Here is a 24,926-nt window from a genome sequence, read left to right as displayed (position 1 = left end):
TATGTTGTCAACAGACCATACCCCGGGCAGAACAGTGGTACAGGGAGGCCGCACCTGCCTTTTCTTTTCTGGTTTCGCTTACCTGGGCCTGCATCAGTTACCGGCATTTAAAACGCTGCTGATACAGGGTATAGAGCAGTATGGTACGGTATTCCCTTCTTCCAGGGCAGGCAACTTACGGTTATCACTATACGAAGAAATAGAACATGCATTGTGTACGCTGTTACATCAACAGGCCGCCACAGTGTTCTCCTCCGGCTATCTGGCATCACAGGCCGCCGTGCAGTATGGGGCCAGTCGCGGAGAGTTGTTATATGCGCCCGGCACGCACCCATCTTTATGGCACCAAACACCGGCGCTGCCACTCATCAGCCGGGAAGACTGGATCAATGAAACCATCGAAAAAGTAAATACGCATCCCGATAACCATTTCGTGATTGTGACGGATACCGTAAACCCGCTCACCAGTACTATTCATTCGTTTCATTGGCTGGAATCCCTACAGCGCAAAGTGCTGGTCATTKCGGATGATTCTCATGGTATTGGAATATTGGGGCCCGCCGGAGAAGGCAGCATTCATTTTTTACCAGTATTGCCACCCGTGCGTTACCTGCTCACCGCTTCGCTGGCCAAGGCCTACAGCGTACAAGGCGGCGTTGTGGCGKGTCATGCGGCGGATATCATGGCATTAAAAAAGCAGCCACTACATGTAGGCAGCACCCCCATGATGCCTGCCAATGCTTATGCCTGGCTGCATGCAGGAGAACTGATACAAAAAATGCGCAGACTGTTGCAACAAAACATTGCCTGGCTGCTACGCCTCACCGCAGGTTCAACCATCCACAATCCACACGGATTACCGATGTTTATATTACCAACGGGAGATGATCTGGTACATTATCTATTGGAGCGCGACGTGATTATTTCGAGCTTTCCTTATCCTCAGCCGCATAGTCCGGTGGTGAACAGGGCGGTGATATCAGCATTGCATTTACAGGAGGATATGACTACGTTGCAGCGGTTTATGCAGAAGTTTATTTAATGGCTACATCAAAGAGGAATCAACAGGAGTAGATTCCTGAGAGTTGTCATTCACTTCCGATGGTGGATGAAGTCCTTCAAACATGGTGGCGCCATAGTATAGTGCTATGAGGTATAGCATAAAGAGCGTTACACCCGCTACCAGTATCCACCGAAGTAAATTATATTTTTCCTTTTTCATCACTTTTATAAAAAAGCCGTTTCACATAAATATGAAACGGCTTTCTATTTGTTGTTAAAACGAAGATAATTTATTTACTCGTTCTTGTTGTTTTCGGCATTCTGATTTCTACTATATAAGTTCCGGCTTTCATCAAACGGAATGCAAACAACGGGTTCACACTACCTATTTTACTTGTCAAGCTCTTATCGATAGATACAAAAGACGACGGAATACGGTAATACATCAGGAAGTTCCAATTGGTCCCTCCGCTGGAATACCTGCTCAGGGGGAATGGAGCAATTTCAAAGTTACAGATCATGGCTGTATCTGTATACTCAACCGGATGGAACCGTGCGTAATTTTCAAAAATCGGACGGTCACCACGCTTGATAATCTCTGCTTTCTTCGGATTAAATGGATTACCATCTTTGTCAGTTAATTTCAGGATCACGGAGTTACCACTTTCACTCACCCTCGTGATGTTCATCACTGGCTGCCCCATAGGTACAGTAGCCGACCCATCATCCGGGAACAGATTACAGTTAGCGGTCGTTTCTGTAATCAACGGAGGATCAATCGTCGTCATGAGACCGATGTTCTTGAATACTTTAGTACCAGCTACATTGGACACTTCCACATCGTATTCATAATTAACGCCAAGCGGCAAACTGTCGGTAGCACCGTTAAATACAAATTGACCGCTGGTCAAAAAAGTAAATGGTGGTAACGTTTTCTTCTCACGCTTTTTATTCACCTGCTCGATAGTAGTATCCACGGCGGGATCAACAGCTGCAGTGTATACCCATACCGGGTATTGCTTATACATTTCATCTGCATGCTTTTTGCTGTCAGCTCTGCGAATGTCCAGCAGTTTCACCGTCATAGGACGGGTGCTACCATCCGGCATAATGGAACTGGTTTTCTGGAATGCTGTACCGCGCTCTATTTTAATCGGTGAATCCGGCACATACAAAGCATCACTCAAAAAACCTTCATCGATTTTCTTACACCCCACTGCCACTACACCCAGTAGTATAGCTGCTCCCAGCAATTTTTTCAAATTATATTTGTCAAACATACTTTTAAGTTTTTTGATGATAACTATTTCCAGTAAAACACATGGTGGTTTTCCAATACGTGCAGCACACCTGTTTTGGTGATGATACCAGTGGTTTGCAATATATATTCCTTATCCATGTCTTGCGGTGGAAAACCATCCGGGCGCGGGTCTGGGTCCAGGCCATTAATGATTTTGGCCAGCGTCATGATTCTCACTCCAGCAGAAAAAACATCTGAATAACTGGTAGACTTCACCAATTTGAATGCAAAAGGTTCTCCTACTTTATTTTTATAAATACTTGCTTCTAATGAAAGATCTGATCGTACAACAGGACCATCGAACATATAGGCCATTAGCGAATCTCTTAATTCAGGTGCTTTCAGGCTATCAATCGTGTACGTGATATTTTCATCGTTCTTAGCTTTCTGCAATGCCACTGTGCGAATCGCCAAAAATGTTTTAATAGCATAGTCAGTTGGCGCCACAAAAGTGATGTTGCTATTAACAGTTTCCTTCAACCCCGCTTTATCAATCAGCAATATGAGCGTATCAAAAAGCGGATTTGCTTTCAGATAATCATAAGTGGTCAAATCAGTATGATCATTGGTGGGACTTCCTCCAATAAAGTGGTTATCTTTTTTGCAGGAAGTAAACAGGAAGGCCAGCAATAAAATGCCCCATCCCGCTGATATACCGCATATCTTAAGTTTATTCATGTCGATGCGTTTAAAAAAGTTCAAAATATTAATTCACTTTACCCAGCCAGAAATTATTTTGAGAAAGCACGCTATTATTAAGAAATAATACGCGTCCTACTGGCCATTTCCAACCTTCTGCATCAAAGCGGCTTTGAGGGAAATTACCTCCGCCATTCATCCCAGGATTGGTCAGGTAGCCTGTTCTAACGAGGTCGTACCAACGCTGTCCTTCTGCATATAATTCACGGGAACGCTCACGGCATACTTCCTTTTTAATATCAGCATCATAAATATCCGCAGCAGTTAATTGGCTGGCGTGTGCACGGGCTCTTATTTTATTGATATCCTGTAAGGCAGCGCCTACATTTCCCTGATTGGCATAAGCTTCTGCACGCAGCAATAACAAATCAGCATATCGCATCAGAATGATGTTGGCATCTACAGATGGATCAGTGAAAGCGCCTGGGTTTTTGTAGTTGATATTCTCCCGGTTAGGCCCTGCAAATTTGCAAATCTGTACATTGAACTGATCGTCGCCATCCAGGCCACTGAAGTAATATTGAAGACGAACATCGTTCTCATCATCGTAGATGTCATAAATTAAGTCCTGGTTAGGCGCATCTCCTTTACCTTTCACATCATGCAGGAAAGGTTCCTTCAGAATGGTGAAATAGAAGCCTTTGGATATCTGCTGCTCGGCATCTCCTACCTGCATGTTAACTTCGAATACTCCTTCGGCTGATTTTCCGTGGAATACTTTAGGATACTGATCAGCGGTAAGCAATTGATATTGTCCGCTACTTTCTACTGAATCGATGGCGGCAATAGTATTGGTAAGATCTGTAGCTACGGACCCCTTGTTCAGGAAATTTCTCCACATATATGCATGCGCCAGCAGGCCCAATGCAGCGCCTTTGTTGGCTCTTACGGCTCTTTCATTACCTGACTTATATTCCATCGGCAACAAACTAATAGCATTGCGGAGATCCGCTATCACTGTGTCCAACACTATTTTTTCATTGATCCGTGGCAAGTTGGTGGCATGTGCCGGATCATCATCATATTTGGTAACCAACGGTACATCTCCCCACAAACGCACCATATAGAAATATGCATATGCACGAAGGAAGTAAGCTTCTCCCAGGAAACGCTTGCGCGTACGGGTGGGCGCATCTGTAAACGCTCTATCTGGTATGTTAGGAATATTATGCAACATAATATTGGCCTGTGTAACAATTTTGTAATAGGGCGACCAATCATGATAAGGGTCCAGGTAAGATCCAATAAAATCCGCTGTATTCAGATTATTGCCTCCCTTCACCAGGAATTGCACATCATATTGCACGAACTCTTTAAACTCAAACGCTGGTAAAGAGCCATAGGCAAAGTGCGACATACTGTTGTTCCATTCTGTATTCGTAGTTAATGCCTTACGTAACAGGGCATAACCTCCGGCCACCCCTTGTTCTGCATCCCGCTGGTTTTGCCAGAAAACCGTATTGTAAGGTGAGTTAATAGGGTCCTGGTTCAGTAGCTTCTTGCAGGACACAAAGGGCGACAATGTCAGTCCTGCTACTATTACCGCACATATATTTTTGAGAAAATTCATAACTGCTGCTTTTTAAATTAAAAACCAATATTTACACCCAGGGTAAACTTGCGCGGGATAGGATATCCTCCACCGGTATAAGTCCCCTTCTCGTCCACCGCTTCGGCATCCGGAACAGTGGACTTCTGGAACATCTTCACGTTATCGATTAAGCCGTACACCTGCAATTTGGTCAACTTGGTACGCTCCAGGAATTTAGGTGCAAAAACATAGGAAAGATTGATATACTTAATGCGCAAATAAGATCCGCTTTCAACAAAAGCAGAAGAAAAAGGTAAAAACTGGTAGTAATAGTTAGGATTATAAGGAATCACTTCTGCATACTGCGCATTATCACCCGGCTGATGCCAGCTATTAATCTTAGACGGATCAACCGCAGCAATAGCAGCGTAATCATTGGTTAAGCCAATCAACCGGTCAGACATATACTTGTTATAGATATCACGCTTCAGTGTAAAGGTCATGTAAACCTGTAATGTCAATGGACCATAAGAAAATACGTTGGTCATACCACCGGTACATGCAGGGTTGGGGTTACCGCTACGTACTTTATCATTCCAATCCCATACATCGTAGTCGCCGTTCTGATCTACCCAGATGAAATCTCCCGCCTGTACGGTGTGATTACCACCCCAATAAGTCAGTTTTTCGCCTGTTAGCGGATTGAACGGAATATCTTTTTCAGAAGCATATACCCCTTTATTTTCGATCATGTAAAACTCATTCAACGGCCGGCCTTTGGACAAGACATAGGTCATACCCGTATTCGGATCAGTTTTCACCAGATCACGGTTTCCATTAGGCAGAGCGGCAATTTGATTCTTAACAAAGGATAATATCAATGTGGTATTCCATTGGAATTTACTCTGTGGAGGCATGATGCGCCCTTGTATGGCAAACTCCATACCTGTGTTACGTACCTCTGCGGCATTGGTATTTACTTTATCATACCCCGAAGTAGAAGGAAGCAGTAAATCAAATAACTTCTTGGATGTTCCGCGATTAAACACATCTGCTGTTACATTCAAACGTCCGTTAAACATGCTCAGATCTATACCGATGTTTGACTGTATCGCCTGTTCCCAGGTCAATCCCTTCTGCGCCACACCATCTGAGAAATTAGGCGTTACCGCATTTACACCATTATACGTACCTGTTAAAGACCCACCATAGGTACCCTGGTTCATGCTATAGCTATTAAAAGGCATGTAGTAACCATCCGGTAAACTACCCGTTACACCGTAGCTACCACGGATCTTTAAAAAGTCAACCCATTTTTTCAACGGCGCCATAAACGACTCTTCTGAAATATTCCAGCCACCGGATATAGACGGGAAATATCCCCATCTGCTCTCAGGACCAAACCGGGAGGAAGCATCCGCACGATAAGCCAAAGACAACAGATACTTCTCTTTGTAATCATAGTTCACACGGGAGAAGAAAGACAACATCCCGGCTGATTTATAATCAGAACCAGATACCAGGTTACCATGGACATCATAGTACAGCAAATAATTCGGATCAAATCCCTGTACTACTTTCACGTTGTCATTACTCAATGCACCACTGCCAATACCGGTATACTCATTTTTTACGTTGTTAATGGTATTACCCAGCAACGCATTTAAATGATGATCCTTGTTTACAATATTGGTATTGTAACTAAGCGTGTTGTCGAGGTTCACATTTTCATACCGTGATTTGCTGCTCTGAGAATAGGATAACCCTATTGTATTCAACTCTCCCGGCCGGAAGATATCACGTGAATTGACACTTGACTGAATAGAGCCTATAGAAGAAAAACGAAGTTTGGGATTAAAATCATAGTTCAGCGTAAGACTGGCCGTGATATCATCATTCAAATTCTTATCTCTGCCAGAAGTCAGATCTCCGGTAAAGTTCTTTTTATCAACGTCTGAAATATTAAACAAGGAAGACAGGTACTGACCATTCACCAATGGTATTACATCCTCGCCGGGGAATACCCCTCTACCACGGGATCTATCACCACGACTTAAACGGAACAGGGAAGAGATATTCAATTTGGAGGACAACTTCACTCCCATAGCGCCAGATACTGTATACCGTTTAAACCCGGTTCCTCTGATGGTTCCTTCTTCGTTATAGTAGTTACCACTCACACGATAGTTAATGGTTTCTGATGCTCCTGCTGCAGACAAGTCATAGTTCTGGATCAGCGCATTCTGATAAAACATATCCTGCCAGTCAATTGCACCCGTAAAAGCCGGATTCAGACTGTCCGTTAACATCATCGGTAATTTTCCGTCGCGAATCTGCTCATAGGTAAGATACTTTTTCAGATAGTTCATTTTAAACTGTCTTTCCTCTGCACCACCGTATACTGTTTCAAACTTTKGCTTCTGGATAAATCCTCCATAAGTCGTGAAGTTAATCTGCGGTCTACCTTGTTTACCACGCTTGGTTTTCACAATCACTACACCATTTGCACCACGGGAGCCGTAAATAGCTGCTGCAGAAGCATCTTTCAGGATGTCGATAGATTCAATATCATTAGGGTTAATACCTGCAATGTAGTTGGTACCAGTATTATCAAATTGAGCCGCATCATCCATGGAGATGGGAATATCATCAATTACAAATAAGGGGGAACTCATGGTACGTGCGGCACTGGCGCTACGGCTGATAGACGTATTTCCTCTTACCACAAAAGATCCACGCACCCCGGGTTCGCCGGTAAAGTTTTGTACGTTCAAGCCTGCTGCACGTCCTTGCAATAACGCATCAAAACTCGGTGAAGGCAGGTTTTCTATATCCTTACCTTTCACGCTAGAAACAGCTGCTGTTACCGTTTTACGCTTTACTTCCTGGTACCCGATTACCACCACATCTTTCAAACTTTTAGCATCCGGTTTCAGGCTGATGCGGAAAGTTGTTTTACCACCCACCTCTACGGTTTGTGTTTCAAATCCAATAAATGAAATGGAGAGTTTGTTGGAGTGTCCTTTTAATGTAAGCGTAAACTGTCCGTCGGGCGAAGAGGCTACGCCATTATTGGTGCCTACTTCTTTCACAGATACCCCGGGCAATGCGCCTCCTTTGTCATCTGTAACGGTTCCCGAAATTTTCCGCTCCTGGGCCCACACCTGTAGGCATAGCAATCCCATGAGCGCTAATAGTAGCAACTTTTTGTGCATAGATTCTGGTTTAATAAATTACGCTGGAATAATCAGATTGGCTAACGCTAATGCTAATGATACCTGTTGATGTTCACTGTTGAATAAATAACAATTGCTTTTTTTGGACTTTGGTTAATTAAAAATTGTATTGAAAAATGTTGGTTGAATAGTTATAAGCAAAAAACGATAAGCAAAAAATGATGTGCTTTTGATACGCTCCGATTAGATTTAAAATGAATTAAATAAATTATAATTTGGTTGACCTTACTTGCTTTGACGGTATGCTACTTGCTCACTGTTACAATACCTTGCTCACTTACTTCATTGTTCTGGATGGAAATTATAAATGTTAAAGTTTTCCTAATAGCTACCCGATAAACAACTGACAATTCAATGACCATAATTTTTACATGATAAGCAAATGCCGTGATTGCTTAAAAACATCTGATAATAAATACGTTACAGCAATAAAACTATCTTCCCATACTCTAAAACATCAAAATAACATCATTAAATAATAATATAACACTATCTTTTTCAACTCCCCTCGACAATTACGTGACATTCACTTTTTATGCGATGCCCCTATCTGCTCGTACGCCAATCTCACTGTTACCTATATACGAAAATATGAGATGGCTAAATAAAACTCAACTTTCCATCGCCATTATTAATTCGTAATGATCCATCTGTAATATGGCCCTGATTGACAACTATTAATTATTTTTGCCGGATAAACTTTACAGCCTGAAAAAAGTACGGAAAATATTATCTGTCGTGTTACTATGTTTGTTGGGCCTCGTCATTCTCATTGGAATACTGGTAAACATCCCTGTGGTGCAGAACTTCCTGGTGGGAGAGGTCACCAGCCGCTTGTCTTCACAGCTGAAAACAAAAGTACAAATAGACCGCGTCACCTTCCGACTGTTTAACAGCATGCAGCTGGAAGGCGCACTCATAGAGGATCAGCACCACGACACCCTGCTATATGCCGGCAAACTACAGGTACGTATTACCGACTGGTTCTTTTTTCAGGACAAGCCCGTTATCAAATTCATCGGCCTCGAAAATGCACAGGTCAACCTGCTACGGTCCCGCAAAGATTCCGTCTGGAACTATCATTTCATCGAAGCAGCCTTCGGCTCTTCTACCCCCGATACCAGCCATACCCCCTCCCAGGGCCTTTCCCTGGATCTGAAAAAAATTGATCTTAAAAACATTCAGCTCAACCAGGTAGACGCCTGGGTAGGTGAAGATATGCGGGCATCCGCCAAACGCATCTACCTGGATGCCAAAAACCTGGACCTGCAAAAACATAACATCGATATACAGGAACTCACCCTCACTGAGCCCAACTTCATCATCAGCAGTTACGCGTCCTCTCCGCTACGGCATAAAAGACATCATGCCCCCGAGCCCCCCGCTACCGATACCAGCCATCAATTGCGCTGGAACGGCGCTAACTGGAAACTTATTGTAAAAGAAATTAATATAAAAAATGGCGTCTTCGGCGTAGATAACCCGGACGACAGCACGAAAATAGAGCCCGGCTATTTTGCCCCACATCATATTCGCTTTAATGACATTAACCTGTCGCTCACCAACACCAGCCTGGTGAAAGACAGCATCATCGGGGATCTTAACCTCACCACCAAAGAACGTTGCGGCTTTGAAGTAAAAAAACTCAGCAGCCGGTTTAAAATGTCGCCCGTGGAAATGGAGTTCTCCCAGCTGGACCTGGAAACGAACCGCAGCCATATTGGCGACTACTACACCATGCAATACAGCGATATCAATGATATGAGCAATTATATCGATGATGTTTTTATGCAGGCCCACTTTAAAAACTGTAAACTATCTTCCGACGATATTGCCTTTTTTGCCCCTCCCCTTTCTACCTGGAAAAAAGAGATTATCCTCAATGGAAAGGCCCGTGGCCCTGTCAGCAACCTGAAAGCTTCCGACATTGAACTGGAAGCCGGCAGCACCACCCGCATGAAAGGAAGCTTCGAAATGCGCGGCCTGCCGGATATCAATGAAACCTTCATCGACTTCCACGCCGAAGAACTGGTGACCACCGGGAAAGATGTGATGCAAATCATGCCAATCGTAAAAGATATTGTCAATACCGTTCGGATCGATCGCCTCACTGCCATCCGCTTCCAGGGTAGCTATACCGGATTTATCAACGACTTTGTGGCCTACGGCCAGTTTCAGACCAACCTGGGCAAACTCAACTCGGATCTGAACTTCAAAACCAGCCGTGATGTGCCCGTTTACTCCGGAAGCCTCACCGCTACCAAATTTGATATCGGTAGTCTTTTCGATAACAGCAACCTCTCCACCATTTCCCTGGATGCGAAAGTAGATGGAGCCGGTTTCAATTTCAAAACGCTGAAAGCCAGCGTAKACGCCAACGTACAGGAAATTTCCCTTTTCGGATATAATTATCAGAACATCAAAACAAAAGGGGAAATGAGCCGCAAATTCTTTAACGGCTCCCTCACCGCCAATGATCCTAACCTGGATATGGACTTTGCCGGTACCATCGACTTCAACGAAGCCTTGCCGGTATTCAATTTCAATGCAGATGTTCGTAAGAGTGACCTGAAAGCATTGCGCATCACGGAAGATTCCGTTACCCTGCAGGCGAAGGTAGACCTGAACGTCGCAGGTAGCAATATCGACAACTTCAACGGTATCGCCCGGATGTATGAAGTGTCCGTATTCAAAGATAAACGCCGCCTGGAGTTCGACTCCCTCAACGTGTCGTCTCATATGGTGGATAATCAAAAACTGCTGGAATTTTCCGGTAGCGAAATCGCCGGCTTTGTAAAAGGCCAATACAGCTTCCTCCAATTGCCGGACGCATTCCACCTGTTACTCTATAAATATTATCCCAGCTATTTCAGCCCTCCCCAACATATCAGCGATAACCAAAACTTCACCTTCGCCTTTAACCTGGGAGAAGTGGATAAATTGCTGAAAGGCTTTACCAAACAGTTTTCCGGCTTTAACGACAGTAAAGTAACGGGCGCCCTCAGCACCATGAACGGCGGCAACCTGGCACTCAATATTAATGTACCGGAAGCAGGCTACGAGCATTATCATGTACAGGATTTACAGGTAAAGGGAGATGGGAACTTCAACAAAGTCAATATCAGCACCAGTATTGGCAAGGTGCTGTCCGGCAAAAATGTAATCCTCGAAAACCCGTTGATACTCGCCAGTTCCAGCCACGACACCTCTTATGTAAAGGTAGACCTGGCCGCAGAAGATACGTCTTCCCTGGATGGCTTCTATGCACGGATCATTACCGTACCGGAAGGTGTAAAAATCAACTTCCTGAACAGCGCCTTCACCGTCAATGAACGGCAATGGAATGTAACACCAGGTAATGAAATTTACTGGAGCAAACATTTCCTCACGGTAAAGAACCTCCGCATTAACCGTAACGACCAGCTGATTACCATTGAAACCAATGAGTATAATCCGGACGAATCGAAATTTATTGTTACACTCAAAAACCTGAACCTGGCCGACGTGATCCCGGCACAGCTCATCACTACGCGTATAGAAGGTATTACCGACGGGACCATCAATATCGCTGATCCTACCCAAAACCTGGATATCAACACCGCACTCAGAACCAGAGAGCTGCGTATCGATAATGACTCCATCGGCATTCTAAATGTAGATGGCAGCTATCATCACAAAACAGGCATCGCTACCTTTAATATCCAGTCGGATAACGAAGGAAAAGCATTCCTGGCACAGGGTAAGGTAGGCTTGCTGGCCGCGAACCAGGATATAGATGCTAACATCAAGCTCAATGGCACCTCCATCAGCCTGTTGAATAAATACCTGGCAGGCTATGTATCTCAGCTAACGGGTAGCGTAGCAGGTACCCTGAACGTCAGTGGCACCACGGCCCTTCCTTCTGTAAAAGGAACGCTTACCCTGGATACTATTGGAGTAACTGTAGATTATCTGGGCACCCACTACCGGATTCCGAAACTCACCGTGAATGTGGATGATAACCTGATCGAATTCGGCAACTTCTCACTAATAGATAAAAATAATACCATAGGCAAGGGCAGTGGCTATATCAGTCATGACCACTTCGACAAACTCAACTTCGATTTCGACGTAACCGGCCGTGGATTTGTGTTCCTGAACACCAGCTCCAAAGATAATGACCTGTTTTATGGAGATGTAATTGCCGATGGTAAAGTATATTTCTCCGGTCCGCTGAATGATATGCAAATGCACATCATCGCCCGCCCCATCAAAGGCACGCATTTTTATCTACCAATGTCTGACAGCAAGGATATCGGTAAATATGATTACATCACTTTCAAAACATACGGAAAGGAAATAGCGGAAAAGAAGAAGAAGAAAGATAATACCAAACTCACCGTAAAACTGGATATCGCCGCTAATCCGGATGCGCAGATAGACGTCATCCTGGATGCCACCACCGGCGATATCATTTCGGCCAACGGTACCGGTAACCTCCAGGTCACCGTGAACACCGAAGGCGACTTTACCATGTTTGGTAACTATGAGATCAACAACGGGTCTTATAACTTCACTTTCCAACGCTTAACCAGCTGGAAGTTCGACATCGAGAAAAACAGTACCATTACCTGGAACGGTGATCCATCCGAGGCGAGAGTAAACATCATGGCCAAGTACTCGTTGCCGAAGGTGAGTCTGTACAACCTGGTAGGACAAGGTACCAACGCACAAAACGATAAACTGGCTACCCGTACCGAAAAAGTAGACGTGGAAATTAATCTGCGGGGCGCCCTATTGAAACCGGATATCACTTATTCTATCGAATTACCGGAAGTAGGTAGTCTGGCGTATGAAAGTGGTGTGGCGGCTCACCTGAAAGAAATTAATAACGATCAGAATAAAGCGTTATTCCAGGTATGGGGACTGCTGTTCTCTAACCAGTTCCTGCCGGATGATGCGTCATCCACCGCTGCCGCTAATGTGGGTATTACCGGTAAAAACAGTGTGGGGCAAGCCCTCTCAGCACAGGCGCAGGCCATTTTAAATAACATTACCGGCGCATTGCTGAAAGGCAGTGGCATTGGTGTAAATGTTAACTACCGTGCGTATAACGTGGGTGGGCCCCTGGATAATTCTTCCGTAGACCGCAACCAGGTGAGTGCCGGTATTACCAGTAATCTCTTTAATAATCGCTTCCGTTTATATGCCGGTGGGGATTACGACTGGGGTAAAACAGCTACTTCCGCCAATACCAACCGGTTTGCGGGCGACTTCCGTATTGAATATCTGCTCACTCCTGATGGCCGTTTCCGTATTAATGCGTTCAGCAAAACGGACTACGACGTATATAACCTCAACAACCGTACGAAATCTGGTGTGGGTATTTCCTATATCAGGGAGTACAACCGTTTCAGTGAATTATTTGGCGGCAACCGCCGTTCCCGTACACCATTAATGGATTCGCTCCGCAAAGCTGCGGCCCTGAAACAGGAACAGGAAGATGGCGAGAAAGTAAAGGCAGATACCATTCCCATTAAATAACATGGATACAAAAACAGCAAAGGAGCAAAACCTGTAAATGCAGGCATTGCTCCTTTGTGCGGCTTAAATGATATTGAAGTACTTTTCGATACTTCAACCTTTTACGCGTTACCCAATGAAATCGTCACTATTATCCTTTCAAAATTTCGTGTCCTAATTTATCTCTTTTTGTTTTCAGGTAAGTCTCGTTATGTGGGTTGGGATGAATTTCGATGGGTACATTTTCCACTACTTCCAGGCCATAACCACTTAATCCGGCGCGTTTACGCGGATTGTTGGTAATCAGGCGCAGTTTGCTGATACCCAGTTGACGGAGGATTTGTGCACCTACGCCATAATCGCGTTCATCCATTTTAAAGCCCAGTTCCAGGTTGGCTTCTACGGTATCCAGTCCTTCTTCCTGCAGCTTATAGGCTTTCAGTTTGTTCATCAGGCCAATACCTCTTCCTTCCTGGTTCATATATAATATAAGGCCTTTCCCTTCTCTTTCCACCATTTGCATGGCGGCATGCAGTTGTTCACCACAATCGCAGCGCAGGGAGTGAAGGATATCACCGGTTACGCAGGAAGAGTGTACGCGTACCAGTATTGGTTCATCTTTTTTCCAATCGCCTTTCTTCAATGCCATGTGGATTTCACCGGAATTGATTTGTTTGAATGCGATGAGTTCAAAATTGCCGTATTTGGTAGGCATTTGCACTTTTACGCCTTCTTCTATCAGTGTTTCGGTGCTGAGGAGATAAGCGATCAGGTCTTTTATGGAGATGAGTTTCAGGTCAAATTTGTCGGCTATTTCGCGAAGTTGCGGTAAGCGGGCCATGGAACCATCTTCATTCATGATTTCCACCAGTACGCCGGCAGGTTCGAATCCGGCCAGTCGCGCCAGGTCGATGGTAGCTTCGGTGTGGCCAGAGCGACGTAATACGCCACCGGTTTTGGCTTTCAGCGGAAATATATGGCCGGGTTTACCGAGGTGTTCCGGTTTGGTAGTAGGATCGATCAGGGCCTGAATGGTTTTGGCTCTGTCGTGTGCGGAAATACCGGTAGTACAGCCATGTCCGAGTAAGTCAACGGATACGGTGAACGGGGTTTGATGCAGGGCGGTATTATCGCGTACCATCAGCTCCAGTCCCAGTTCTTCGCAGCGTTCTTCCACTAAAGGAGCGCATATCAGCCCACGGCCGTGGGTACTCATAAAATTGATAATCTCAGGTGTTACGTTGCGCGCTGCTGTTATAAAGTCACCTTCGTTTTCACGGTCCTCGTCATCTACTACGATCACCAGTTTACCGTTTTTTATATCTTCTATTGCTGCTTCTATTTTATCTAACATATTAAATTCCCTCCGGGTCAGTAATGTTGAATTGCGCAAAGTTACAACATATACATGTGAAAAACTGAGGGAAGGGATTCGGGTTTTGAGACAAAATACCTACTGTTATTATGTAGGTTATACTCACCAACTTTCACATATAAAAAATTAGCACCATCTTTGATTACCGCATACATTTTAAACCCCATAAAGTTCACTCTGGTTAAAGGTTTCATTCATTATTAATAACGCCAATTTGAGAATTTATAATTTTTGGGAGAAATCTTGAAAATTTCGCTTGCGAATCCGCAATCAGCTAGATACCATGCAATTTTTTCTTGACGCATTGAGATATTCACAGTGTACTTAACAATTTGTTAATTTCAAGTTAAAATTATAACGAGAAAATTACCCACCTTTGCGGCTGATTCAACAACATCTTTGCTTTATGGGGTTTAAAAAATTACTCTTAACAACATTAGTTCTGTTTGTTTCCATCTTCACTTTTGGTCAGGTTACAACCGGTAGCATGACTGGTTACGTAAAAGACGACAAAGGAGAAGGATTAATTGGTGCAACAGTTAAAGCCGTGCACGTTCCATCTGGTACTATCTATGGTACTACGACGCAGGAAGGCGGCCGTTACAACATCCCTAACATGAGGGTAGGTGGACCATACACCATCACCGTTTCATTTATCAGCTTCCAGGAACAAAAGGAAGAGAATGTAAGCCTCCCATTGGGTCAGACATTCAAAATTGATTTTAAATTGCAGTCCTCCTCTACCGCACTGAAAGAGCTGGTAGTAACAGGTAAGCAAAGCACCACCTTTAACAGTTCCCGTACCGGTGCAGCTACTTACATCTCCAGAGAGCAGTTACAGAATCTGCCTTCTTTAAACAGAGGTATCCAGGACTTTACCAAACTGACTCCTCAAGCAGGTAAAGGCCTCACTTTTGCAGGCAGAAACAACCTCTACAACTCCTTTACTGTAGATGGTTCCCTGTTCAGCAATGCCTTTGGTTTATCCGATTTACCAGGTGGTGCTACTAACTCTCAGCCTATCAGTCTCGATGCAATTGATCAAATCCAGGTGAACCTGGCGCCGTATGATGTTAAACTGAGTGGTTTCACTGGTGCAAACATTAATGCTGTAACCAAATCTGGTACGAACGAATTCTCCGGCTCTGTTTACACCTTTATCAGAAGCACAGACCTCACTGGTGCTAAAGTAAAAGGTGCAGATGTTAGTAACGATAAATACAGCCTTAACCAATATGGCTTCCGTGTAGGTGGTCCGATTATCAAAAATAAATTGTTCTTCTTCGTGAATGGTGAGTTGGAAAGACAAAGTTCTCCAGGAAGCAATTTCCGCGCTAACCGCGGTACCGATGGCCCTGGCATTTCCAATGTGAAGGCATCTGATCTCGACCAGGTAAAAACAGCCCTACAGAAATTAGGCTATGATCCTGGTGCTTATGAAGGCTACGAGTTTCAACAGAATAACGAAAAAGTAACCGCACGTATCGACTGGAACATCAATTCCAAGAATAAGTTCAACTTCCGTTATTCTTACATGAACGCATTCCGGGATATCAACTCGAGTACTTCTAACTCCAATACTGGTCGTGGTCCAAGCCAAACCAGCTTACTGTTCCAGAATACCAGCTACCGTCAATACAATAAGATCAATTCTTATGTAGCGGAACTGAATAGCTCCATCTCCAACAAAATGTCTAACAACCTGTCTGTAACCTATAGCAGGTTCCGTGACTACCGTACTGCACCAGGTGGCTTGTTCCCACTGATAGACATTGAAGATGGCAATGGTAAAAACTACATCTCCGCAGGTTCTGAACCTTTCAGTGCAGTGAACAAACTGAGCCAGGATCTGGTACAATTTGCCAACAACTTTAACCTGTATTCAGGTAAACATACCTGGACATTTGGTGTAGCTGGTGAATACTTCAAATTCAGCAACGCATTTGCGCAGTTCTATCTCGGTCAGTTCCGTTATAAAGACATGACCTCTGCATTGGCTGCACTGGGTGGCGACCAAACGGTTCAACCTACGCTGTACCAGCTGTCTTATTCTGCCATCAAAGGTAATCCGGCTCCATCTGCTGACTTAAGTGCGGCTACTGCTTCTGCTTATGCACAGGATGAATTCCAGATCAAGGATAATTTCAAACTGACTTATGGAGTAAGATTTGATGTTCCTTTCTACCCTACCAAACTGGATAAGAACCCGACTATTGATGCGGTATCATTCCGTAACGGTGAACATCTGGACGTAAGCGTTCTGCCGAAAGCCAAACTGATGGTATCACCACGTATCGGTTTCAACTGGGATGTTAAAAATGACCAATCATTACAGATCCGCGGTGGATCAGGTATCTTCACTGGTCGTATCCCGTATGTATGGGCAGTTAACCAGGCAGGCCAGAATGGATTGCTCTATGGTAACGACAAAATCACCAACTTTGCTGGTGCTAATGCCCGCCCATTCAATCCTAATCCGGGTGCATACATTCCGCCTAATCCATCCGCTCCAAACAGCGTGCTGATTAACGTAATGTCTCCCGATTTCAAATACCCACAGATCTGGCGTACTAACCTGGCAGTAGACGTATTATTACCAGGTAAAATCCTCGGTACCTTCGAAGGTATCTACACGAAAGATATCAACGCTGTATACCACAGAGATGCTAACCTCGTAAACCCAACCGGTAAGTCTGTAGGACCAGGTGCACGTGATACTTTCCCTACTAATAACCGCGTAAGCCCGAAAGCAACCAATGCTATCGTATTGGATAATACCTCCAAAGGCTGGTCTTACTCTTTGTCTGCACAGTTCTCCAAAACATTTGATTTTGGTCTGTATGCTTCTGCTGCTTATGCTTACCAGAATGCGAAAGACATCACTTCCAGCCCTGGATCTCAGGCTGCCAGTGCGTTCAACGGTAACGCTGTTGTGAATGATCCGAACAACCCGGTATTATCATACACCGGATTCCTGGTGCAACACAGAGTAGTAGCAACCCTGTCTTACAAAATTCAGTATGCGAAAGTGCTCGCTACAACGGTATCTGTTGTCTACGAAGGATCTCCTTTCTCTGACGCATTTAGTAATACCCGTATCAGCTACGTATATGCAGGTGACATGAACCATGATGGTTCTACCACTAACAACGACCTGATCTACGTTCCAAAAGATAAAAACGACATCATCCTCATTCCAAGTAAAGTAGCTGCTGGTGCTCCAGCTGATACCCGTACCCCAGATCAAATCTGGAGCGATCTGGATCAGTTTATCTCCAAGGATAAATACCTGAACAGCCGCAGAGGACAGTTTACTGAAAGAAATGGTGGTCAGTATCCATGGTGGAATCACTTTGATGTGAAAATCATCCAGGACATCGACTTCGCGAAAATTGCTCCAAAAACCAAAAGCAAATTGCAGGCAACCCTTGATATCATCAACTTCGGTAACCTGCTGAACAGTAACTGGGGCGTAGCAAAAACTGTTGCTAACCCTGCTTTCTTAACCTACCGTGATAGCAACGGCCCAGGTGGACAAGCCCGTTACTCTTTCAATAATATCAAGAGCCCATTCAATGACTTCACCTCTGTGTTGTCCAGATGGCAGATGCAGGTTGGTATAAGATATATCTTCAACTAATCTGTTATAAATTGACTTTTACGAGAGGGCGTCCCTGATGGGACGCCCTCTCGTTTTATAATAAACCCACTCCCATTCCCGTTATACCCCAAATCCTGACCCTTGATACGTATTCTTATCCTGTCACTCGCTTTCCTTCTCCCTCTCCAACGCATACACGCGCAAAATATCGTCGCCAACCCGGGCTTCTCAGATGTCAACATCTGCACCGAATACAACTTTCCCTGTGCCCCCAGCGCCTGGGAATCCGTAGCACCCAATACCAGCAAAATTATGTACACGGAAGACAGAGGCAATCGTTACATTACCCTCACCCTCTATAGCAGCATTGATCCCAATTTCCGCTCCTATAGCGAAACACAGCTACTCTGCCCCTGCAGAAAGGAAAAGAGTACCAGTTGAAATTATATACCCTGATGGAAGARGACCGCCCTTACCCCCCTCCCGGCGTATTATTCGACTCCGGTCTCATACACCGCTGGACACCCCGCCCCTTGGCCATGCCCGCCACACTATACTTTTCAAGAGATACCGATAAACACCCGGAAAAAAAATGGACCGTACTGGAAAAAACATTCGTAGCTCCCGCCGACGCCCGGTACATGATTATCGGCAACTTTGATTCCATCACCAACAACTATCCACGCAATGAAGCTTTTTACCTGAACATCGACAGTGTATCCCTCACACCCTTAGCCGGTGCTATCTGCGCGAATACCAAAGAAACTGCCGCGAAACTATACGCGATGCACGACCGCCACCATTTCATTTCGCCGGACAACGATCTGCAACCCGTGGAAACACCCAAACTACAAACCGTTTTTTATACCCCCGGCAGTTGTGATACCCTGGTGTTGAAGACTGACTTCTTTCTTCCTAAAAGTAAAAATATCAACCCCACCTACGCCGGTCAGCTGGAAACAGCGCTGAAGCCAACAGGGGCCGTACTTCGCCGCAAAATCAAACTCACCGGATACGTATTTAAAAACCCCAGCGAAAAATACAACGAAGTGATGGCGCAAGACCGCGCACAGGCAGTAGCCAGCTTCCTGGTGTACAAAAAAGGCTACAGCTTCGACGACTTTATTATTACCGGCATTGGGAAATTGCCTCCCGATGGCGACTCCACCGAACGCGTGGAGCTCGTGAATTGCCAACCTGCAGAAGAGGTAACGGTATCGGTTACACGTACTGATACCTTGCTCATCCCAGACCTCCTATTCCAGGTAAACAGCCATGAACTGGAAAATAAAATGCAACATTCCCTGGATAGCCTTATTGATAAAATTCCTTCCGGCGATCACATATCCATTAGCGTTACCGGACATACCGATAATACAGGCACCAATATCTACAACCAGGAACTATCTATGCGCCGGGCCTTTACTGTAGCAGATTATATACGCAATAAAAAACCAGGTAGCCATATCTCCGCAGTAAATGGAATGGGAGAATCCATGCCAGTAGCTGATAACCGTACCCCGGCAGGCAGGCGAAAAAACAGGCGCGTGGAAATTGTAATTTATTACCTGTCGGAATGATCCAAAAGTACGTCGTCGAACAGGGATGAGGGCTTTCCTTCCTACGAAAACGGAAATTTATCCCGCCATTTTCCCCCGACTTTTTCCCGATTGCGTAAACGCGCCGGAATACTTTTGCCTAATTTTGCCACCCGGAAATCAAGCCTTCTACCGGCAAATCAGGAAAGCATTTACATTATTTAAACGGCTATGCACCATCTATTCAACACAAAATTATTCGTGCTGCTCCTCACCGGATGCAGCATTACCGCACCATTAGCAGCCCAACAACGCCACCGTCACAACCAACCTAAGAAAGATACCATTCCGGCCACCAACACCGATCAAAAAGTATTGGGCGAAATTGTGGTGACTGCCAGCAGGAAACCCGTATCACTCGATAATATTCCTTCTTCCGTAACAGTTATTACCCGCAAAACACTGGAAAACGATTTGCGTATCAATACTGATGTAACAGACATCCTGGCAAAAGAAGTACCCGGCCTGGCGCCTGGTACACAAACCAACAGCAACGTGGGACAATCACTCCGTGGCCGCTCTGTACTGATTATGATCGATGGTATTCCGCAATCTACCCCACTCCGCAACGGAGAAGTAGACATGCGCTCCATAGATCCCGCGGTACTGGAAAGAGTAGATGTACTGAAAGACGCCACCGCCATCTACGGCAACGGTGCTACCGGAGGCCTGATCAACTATATCACTGCTACCCCTAAAGAAGACAAAGTCCTGTCCGGCAGAACCAGCCTCAACACCACCGGCTCCCTTACCAACCTGAAAAATAGTGTAGGCGGCCGCGTTAGTCAGCTGCTACAGGGAAAATATAAAAAGTTCGATTACATCGTGAGTGGTGTAGCCGAAGAAACCGGCGAATACAAAGACGCGAAAGGCAAGCTGGTAGGGCCTAATTATAGCCTCGGAGAAACCAACAGTTATAATGTGTTTGCCAAAACCGGCTATCAGATCAACAGCCGGCAACGCTTACAGCTGATGTACAACTACTACCGCAGCCAGCAAAACTCGAACTATACCGTAGTAAACGGCGATATTGCCAAAGGTATTCCTTCTTCCGGCGTCCTGGGGCAACCTGCCGGCGTACCTACGGGGTCCAGAGGTAATCATAACCTGCACCTCACCTACCAGGCCGACAGCCTCATAGGCGGTACCTCTCTGAATGCCGATGCCTACTACACTTCCCGCGACGATATCTTCTACGTGTCCTTCGGACGCTTTGAAGGCGGCGACGGCCAATCACATACCCTGGATAAAAAGAAAGGATTGCGCCTGATGCTCAGTTCTCCACTATCCAACAAATACGATTTTTCCGGCACCCTTTCCTATGGCGCCGATCTGCTGAATGACGTGACCTCACAGCCACTGGTGGATGGCCGCATTTGGGTCCCTGAGATGAATATGCTGAACTATGCCCCTTTTGCAGAAACCCAATGGAATTTGTGGCAAAACCTGATCGTGAAAGCTGGGGTAAGAGTAGAAAAGGTACACGTTAGTGTGGATGATTACAACACACTGCCGCTCACCAACAGCAATGGCAGCGTGCCTCCCAGCATTCGCGTAAAAGGTGGCAGCCTGGACTACACCGCTACCTTGTTTAACGCTGGTATCCGATATAACCGCCTGCCCGCTTTCATGCCCTACGTCAGCTTTTCACAGGGCTTCTCTGTAGCCGATGTGGGCCTGGCACTGCGTGATGCCAAAGTAGACGACCTGAAAAAAATCAATACTGAAGCAGTGCTCGTGAATAACTATGAACTGGGCTTTGTCAGCGAACATAAAAAATTCCGCTTTGAACTCAGCGGCTTCCTGAGTACCTCCAAACTCGGCGCCGACATGATATTTGATCCCAATACAGGGCTGTTTAATGTGAGCAGAACACCTGAACGCATATACGGTGTTGAAGCAGCTATCACCTACCAACCCCTGCATAACCTGGATCTCAGCGCCAGCTACAGCTATGTGGAAGGAAAAGCAGATACTGCAAAAACAGGCGGACAATACAATGTATACCTCAATGGCAGAAGAATTGCGCCGCCTAAAGTAACCGGTAGCATCAACTATCGTCCGTTGAAAGAGCTGGAATTGCGCCTGCAATACATGGGCATTAATGGGCGGGATCGTTTTGAGAAAAATGCGAAAGGCGTATATAATGGAAACGAAGGCCGCGTAAAGCCTTATAACCTCGTTAATTTCAACGCCAACTATAAAGTAACGCCACGTACCATGCTCACATTAGGCATTGAAAACCTTTTCAACGAAGACTACTTCCCCGCACGTGCACAATGGTTTATGATTCCAAATCAATATGCCAAAGGACGAGGCGCTGCATTTAATATAGGCGTTATCGTTAGTTACTAATAAAAGAAAGGTAACTGTAAAAATAAATCCATAGCAATTTTCCAGGTGGCGGTATCATGCCGCCCACCTGGAATCTCCAGGTAAAACACCTCTTTATCCGGCTTATACCCCTTCMCCAGTAACTCTTTTATCAAATCCCGGGTATCGTCAATACTGTCAATCACCCCATTTTGATTCCTGTCCGCCGTTTCATCAGCGGTACCGCATTCAAAGAAAAACTGCTGCCCCGGATGTTTATGACCATGGCGAATCAATTGGTGCATAATGCGATGTTGCTGATCGTCGTACCCTTCCCCCAACGGCTTGCTCCGCCACCACAAGGCGCCTGAAAATACGCCAGCCAGCTGGAATACGTCGGGGTAACGCCAGGTAATATCCAATGCAGATAAGCCTCCCAGAGAGAAGCCCGCAAAAGCCCGCTGCCGGATTTCGATATCGGGAAACTGCTGTTGTAAAAAAGGAAGTAACTCCCGGATAATAAAACAGGTGTAATTTTCCGCCAATGCGCCCTGTCCCTGGTAATCCAATATGCCTGCTGTACCGTATTCCGCGCGGCGTTGTGCGCCTGCATGAATACCAGCTATCAACACGCCAGCCGGAATTTTATCCAGCATAGCACCCAGTTCCTGTCCGTCGTTTACCAGTAATAACACGGTCGGAGATTCGCCGCTGAAATAAGTATCCAGCACCACTTCCCGCTGCAGATACAAAGAATTGATATAATGTTGACACGTTTGCACGCCAACAATTTACCAATAAACCAATAATCTTCTTTAAATTTAACTAAATGCTTCCCGTGACCGAAAACTATTTGAAATGGCATTCTCCCAGTCTGGGAAAGGAGTTTGAAATGCTGGTATTCGGCGACAGCGGATATCCGTTACTACTCTTTCCCACCTCCATGGGACGCTACTATGAAAGCAAAGATTTTGGCCTTATTGAGGCCATCCGCTGGTTTATTGACGAGGGCAGAATCCGGGTGTACTGCCCCGACAGCATAGACACCGAGAGCTGGTATAACAAGCAGATCCCGCCTGAACAAAGAGCGTATAATCATACCTGTTATGACAAGCTGCTCATGGAAGAAGTGCTGCCCCGTATGGAAGCAGAAACCGGGCAACAACGGATTGTCGTTGCCGGCTGCAGCTTTGGTGGCTATCATGCTGCCAACTTTGCCTTCCGTCATCCGGAAAAGGTATCTTATTTATTTAGCCTGAGCGGTATTTTCGACATCACCCCCCGGGTAGATGGCTATTACAACGATAATATTTACTTCAATAATCCAACAGATTATATGCCCGGCAACCAGCACGCTGATCTGTGGCGCATGGGCATCGTGCTGGGCGTAGCCGACCGGGATGTTACCCGGCCGCAAAATGAACAATTGTCGGGATTACTGGCCACCAAAAAAATTGCGCACTGGCTGGATGTACGGCCACAAACTACGCACGACTGGCCCGTATGGCGGGAAATGCTGCCCCATTATCTATCACTCATTAAGTAAGTGCTGTATGAAAAAAATTGGTATCCTCTTCGGACAGGAAAACACTTTTCCCCAGGCTTTTGTAGACCGCGTGAATCGCATTAATCCGCCTGGCATCTTCGCTGAATTTGTCACCATTGATAAGGTTATGCAAGGCGCTGATAGCGGCTATGCTGTAATCCTGGACCGTATTTCGCAGGATGTGCCCTTCTACCGGGCCTACTTAAAAAACGCCGCCGCCGCAGGTACGGCGGTGATCAACAATCCCTTCTGGTGGAGTGCAGATGATAAATTTTTTAATAATGCTTTGGCAGATAAAATAGGCATCCATGTGCCGAACACCGTGCTGCTCCCCTCCTATAAGTTACCGGATGAAACCACCGATAAATCATTCCGCAACCTGATTTATCCGTTCGACTGGAACACCATTTTCGACTATGTTAGCTTTCCCGCCTACATGAAACCTTACGCCGGCGGCGGTTGGAAAAATGTATACCGGGTAGAAGATAAAGACGATTTTTTCCATAAACACAGCGAAACCGGGCAACTGGTGATGATGTTGCAGGAAGAAATTAATTATAGCCAGTATTACCGCTGCTTCTGTATTGGTGGCAAGCATGTACGTATCATGCCGTATAATCCTAAACAACCGCACGAACGACGCTATGATGCCAGTTATGAGCCCAGCCCGGAACTGGCCGCACAAATCACAGAACAGGTATTGGCATTGAACCAGCACCTGGGTTATGATTTTAATACAGTGGAGATGGCCGTACGCAGCGAAGTACCTTATGCGATAGACTTCTGCAATCCTGCTCCGGATGCTGATCTCCACTCTATTGGCGCCGAACATTTTGAATGGGTAGTAGAAACCAGCGCCCGTTACGCCATTGAAAGGGCGATGGCGCAGAAACCAGGGAAAGATAATCTCACCTGGGGCAAGTTTGTGCAACGTAGCCCGGCGAAGGCCGCAAAACCTGCTGCCACCGCAGAGAAGAAGAAAGCAGCCGCCGCTAAGCCAAAGAAATCCGCAACAGAAAAGGCTCCCAAAACACCTGCTAAAAAAAGCACGGATAAAAAAAGCGCTGTTAAAAAACAACAAAAAGAAAAATGAGACCGTTTACTGCACTAAATTTGTTTTAGCTTTTAGCCATTGGCTTTTAGCATTTTAGCAAATGCAGCAAAGATTAACATATCATATTCTCCGCTGCATTTACTAAAAGCTAACTGCTAAAAGCTAACTG

At 45.4% G+C, this 24,926-nt stretch carries 15 protein-coding genes; 8 read left to right on the top strand and 7 right to left on the bottom strand.

Annotated elements, in window-relative coordinates:
- Window position 1: 1 nt before the first annotated feature.
- Entirely contained in the window at window positions 2–1,042 is a 1,041-nt protein-coding gene (locus AC1DFM_RS19685) for a hypothetical protein (RefSeq protein ID WP_477078457.1), read from the top strand.
- Window positions 1,043–1,045: 3 nt separating this feature from the next.
- On the opposite strand, the gene AC1DFM_RS19680 is transcribed toward AC1DFM_RS19685, so the two are convergent.
- The 5 genes from AC1DFM_RS19680 to AC1DFM_RS19660 all read right to left on the bottom strand — a co-directional run bounded on the left by AC1DFM_RS19680 (window position 1,046) and on the right by AC1DFM_RS19660 (window position 7,747).
- Window positions 1,046–1,222 (bottom strand): hypothetical protein, encoded by a 177-nt coding sequence (locus tag AC1DFM_RS19680; RefSeq protein ID WP_477078456.1) that lies wholly within the window; start codon window positions 1,220–1,222, stop codon window positions 1,046–1,048.
- A gap of 70 nt (window positions 1,223–1,292) precedes the next feature.
- A complete protein-coding gene (locus AC1DFM_RS19675; protein WP_477078455.1) occupies window positions 1,293–2,282 on the bottom strand; it encodes a DUF5007 domain-containing protein in 990 nt (329 codons plus the stop codon).
- A 23-nt stretch (window positions 2,283–2,305) separates the two neighbouring features.
- Window positions 2,306–2,980 carry a hypothetical protein gene (locus tag AC1DFM_RS19670; RefSeq protein WP_477078454.1) on the bottom strand — a complete coding sequence of 225 codons (675 nt, stop codon included), beginning with the start codon at window positions 2,978–2,980 and terminating at the stop codon, window positions 2,306–2,308.
- A gap of 28 nt (window positions 2,981–3,008) precedes the next feature.
- Window positions 3,009–4,571 (bottom strand): RagB/SusD family nutrient uptake outer membrane protein, encoded by a 1,563-nt coding sequence (locus AC1DFM_RS19665; protein ID WP_477078453.1) that lies wholly within the window; start codon window positions 4,569–4,571, stop codon window positions 3,009–3,011.
- 17 nt (window positions 4,572–4,588) lie between these two features.
- On the bottom strand, window positions 4,589–7,747 hold the full coding sequence (locus tag AC1DFM_RS19660; RefSeq protein ID WP_477078452.1) for a SusC/RagA family TonB-linked outer membrane protein: 3,159 nt from the start codon (window positions 7,745–7,747) through the stop codon (window positions 4,589–4,591).
- A 759-nt stretch (window positions 7,748–8,506) separates the two neighbouring features.
- Here AC1DFM_RS19660 and AC1DFM_RS19655 point away from each other — a divergent pair.
- Window positions 8,507–13,291 (top strand): translocation/assembly module TamB domain-containing protein, encoded by a 4,785-nt coding sequence (locus AC1DFM_RS19655; protein WP_477078451.1) that lies wholly within the window; start codon window positions 8,507–8,509, stop codon window positions 13,289–13,291.
- A gap of 130 nt (window positions 13,292–13,421) precedes the next feature.
- Here AC1DFM_RS19655 and AC1DFM_RS19650 read toward each other — a convergent pair whose 3' ends face one another.
- Window positions 13,422–14,624 carry a bifunctional 3,4-dihydroxy-2-butanone-4-phosphate synthase/GTP cyclohydrolase II gene (locus tag AC1DFM_RS19650; RefSeq protein WP_477078450.1) on the bottom strand — a complete coding sequence of 401 codons (1,203 nt, stop codon included), beginning with the start codon at window positions 14,622–14,624 and terminating at the stop codon, window positions 13,422–13,424.
- Window positions 14,625–15,132: 508 nt separating this feature from the next.
- Here AC1DFM_RS19650 and AC1DFM_RS19645 point away from each other — a divergent pair.
- The 4 genes from AC1DFM_RS19645 (at window position 15,133) to AC1DFM_RS19630 (ending at window position 22,199) form a co-directional block, all read left to right on the top strand.
- Window positions 15,133–18,285, top strand: a complete 3,153-nt coding sequence (locus tag AC1DFM_RS19645) for a TonB-dependent receptor (protein ID WP_477078449.1) — start codon at window positions 15,133–15,135, stop codon at window positions 18,283–18,285.
- A 102-nt stretch (window positions 18,286–18,387) separates the two neighbouring features.
- Complete coding sequence (locus tag AC1DFM_RS19640; protein WP_477078448.1) at window positions 18,388–18,687, top strand: hypothetical protein; 300 nt, start codon at window positions 18,388–18,390, stop codon at window positions 18,685–18,687.
- Window positions 18,684–19,826 (top strand): OmpA family protein, encoded by a 1,143-nt coding sequence (locus tag AC1DFM_RS19635; RefSeq protein WP_477078447.1) that lies wholly within the window; start codon window positions 18,684–18,686, stop codon window positions 19,824–19,826. The genes AC1DFM_RS19640 and AC1DFM_RS19635 overlap by 4 nt, the downstream gene beginning before the upstream one ends.
- A 189-nt stretch (window positions 19,827–20,015) precedes the next feature.
- Complete coding sequence (locus AC1DFM_RS19630) at window positions 20,016–22,199, top strand: TonB-dependent receptor (RefSeq protein WP_477078446.1); 2,184 nt, start codon at window positions 20,016–20,018, stop codon at window positions 22,197–22,199.
- Here the strand turns inward: AC1DFM_RS19630 and AC1DFM_RS19625 are convergent.
- Entirely contained in the window at window positions 22,196–22,939 is a 744-nt protein-coding gene (locus AC1DFM_RS19625) for an alpha/beta hydrolase (RefSeq protein ID WP_477078445.1), read from the bottom strand. The genes AC1DFM_RS19630 and AC1DFM_RS19625 overlap by 4 nt on opposite strands.
- A gap of 56 nt (window positions 22,940–22,995) precedes the next feature.
- On the opposite strand from AC1DFM_RS19625, the gene AC1DFM_RS19620 reads away from it, so the two are divergent.
- Both AC1DFM_RS19620 and AC1DFM_RS19615 read left to right on the top strand, forming a co-directional pair.
- On the top strand, window positions 22,996–23,703 hold the full coding sequence (locus tag AC1DFM_RS19620; RefSeq protein ID WP_477078444.1) for an esterase family protein: 708 nt from the start codon (window positions 22,996–22,998) through the stop codon (window positions 23,701–23,703).
- Window positions 23,704–23,710: 7 nt separating this feature from the next.
- A complete protein-coding gene (locus AC1DFM_RS19615) occupies window positions 23,711–24,796 on the top strand; it encodes an ATP-grasp domain-containing protein (protein WP_477078443.1) in 1,086 nt (361 codons plus the stop codon).
- Window positions 24,797–24,926: the final 130 nt, after the last annotated feature.

Source organism: Chitinophaga sp. 05T412 (genome assembly GCF_056396465.1).
Note: the sequence above shows the minus strand (reverse complement) of the source record. Positions and strands in the feature narration are given on the sequence as shown.

What these genes read in the sequence shown, in the direction of transcription:
- AC1DFM_RS19670 (WP_477078454.1), bottom strand. Translation starts at nt 2,980, where the DNA reads ATGAATAAACTTAAGATATGCGGTATATCAGCGGGATGGGGCATTTTA.
- AC1DFM_RS19645 (WP_477078449.1), top strand. Translation starts at nt 15,133, where the DNA reads ATGACTGGTTACGTAAAAGACGACAAAGGAGAAGGATTAATTGGTGCA.
- AC1DFM_RS19680 (WP_477078456.1), bottom strand. Translation starts at nt 1,222, where the DNA reads ATGAAAAAGGAAAAATATAATTTACTTCGGTGGATACTGGTAGCGGGT.
- AC1DFM_RS19675 (WP_477078455.1), bottom strand. Translation starts at nt 2,282, where the DNA reads ATGTTTGACAAATATAATTTGAAAAAATTGCTGGGAGCAGCTATACTA.
- AC1DFM_RS19615 (WP_477078443.1), top strand. Translation starts at nt 23,711, where the DNA reads ATGAAAAAAATTGGTATCCTCTTCGGACAGGAAAACACTTTTCCCCAG.
- AC1DFM_RS19650 (WP_477078450.1), bottom strand. Translation starts at nt 14,624, where the DNA reads ATGTTAGATAAAATAGAAGCAGCAATAGAAGATATAAAAAACGGTAAA.
- AC1DFM_RS19630 (WP_477078446.1), top strand. Translation starts at nt 20,016, where the DNA reads ATGCACCATCTATTCAACACAAAATTATTCGTGCTGCTCCTCACCGGA.
- AC1DFM_RS19665 (WP_477078453.1), bottom strand. Translation starts at nt 4,571, where the DNA reads ATGAATTTTCTCAAAAATATATGTGCGGTAATAGTAGCAGGACTGACA.